The organism is Methylobacterium platani (assembly GCF_001653715.1).
Lineage (GTDB): Bacteria > Pseudomonadota > Alphaproteobacteria > Rhizobiales > Beijerinckiaceae > Methylobacterium > Methylobacterium platani.
Map to the genome: position 1 here is coordinate 1 of NZ_LWHQ01000147.1, position 1,222 is coordinate 1,222.

Sequence of the window (1,222 nt, forward strand, 5' to 3'; positions counted from 1 at the left end):
TCCTCGACGACAGCGTCTCGACCCCCCGCGGCCTCGCCGTGAAGATCATCGGTGTCGAGGGTGAGCGGCTGGATGGATCCGAAGGGGACGTCACCCAAGACCTCGTGCTGGTCAACGGACCCGCCTTCGGCGCACCGACGCCGAAGGCCTTCCTCGCCACGCTGAAGCTGCTCGCGGCCACGACCGACAAGGCGGAGGGTTTCAAGAAGGTCGTCTCGGGCGCTATGCGCGGCGTGCAAGAGATTATCGTCGCGACCACCGGTGGGCCTAACGCCACCGTCGCTACGATGGGCGGCCAGCCCGAAACCCACATCCTCGGCGAGACTTTCTACAGTCAGGTACCCGTGCGCTTCGGCGACTACGTCGCTAAGCTGTGCGTGACGCCGGTGGCGCCCGAACTGACGGCCTTGACCGACAAGCCCTTGACGGAGAACGGAGGCCCGAACGCCATACGGGAGGCAGTTGTCGAGTTCTTCCGTGCGAATGGAGGGCTCTGGGAGGTCAGGGCGCAACTCTGCACCGACCTCGACGATATGCCTGTCGAGAACGCCGCCACGGTCTGGCCCGAGAGCAAGAGCCTGTACCAGACCGTGGCGCGGATCATGGTGAAGCCGCAAACGGCCTGGAGCGAGGCCCGGTCGAGCGCGGTCGATGACAGCATGTCGTTCAGCCCCTGGCACGGGCTCGCCGCGCATCAGCCCCTCGGCGGTATCATGCGCTCGCGCAAGCGAGCCTACGAGATGGGTAAGCGCTTCCGCGCCGAGCGGAACGGTTGCACCATCGCGGAGCCGCGTGAGGCGATCAAACTGCCGTAGAGTGCGATAGGACGCAACGGTCTCGGTACGAAGCAAGGAACGGCGGGGGCTGAACGAAGCTGGGCGAAAGGTGATCCTGAAGCGGGGGCTGGCTCGGCAAGCGCGAGCTCGGCCATGGGTTCATGTTCTGATCGCCTTCGGATTCACCGATTTCTGAGGCGGTTCTTTCGGCCTCGAAGCGTCCGATATGAGCAGCCCGCGGATCTGACTGGCGCTCCCGGCCTGACGAGATCTGCGACGGACCAATGTTCGGACTGCAGCGAGAACATTGAAGGACAATGCCGTCATGTTCCTACATTTTGAACGCCTGGGCACGGGCCGGCCACTGCTGATGGTCCATGGGCTGGGGGCCAATCTGCGCACCTGGGATCCGCTCTTAACCGCATTGCGCGGCTCGCGCGAACTGA

Annotated in this window: 1 protein-coding gene; it reads left to right on the forward strand. The window is 64.6% G+C overall.

Translation table 11 applies throughout. From position 1 onward, the window contains the following. Nucleotides 1-815 (forward strand): catalase family protein (locus A5481_RS34945; RefSeq protein ID WP_064504526.1); only part of this gene is annotated, 815 nt, incomplete at its 5' end. Nucleotides 816-1,222 lie beyond the last annotated feature (407 nt).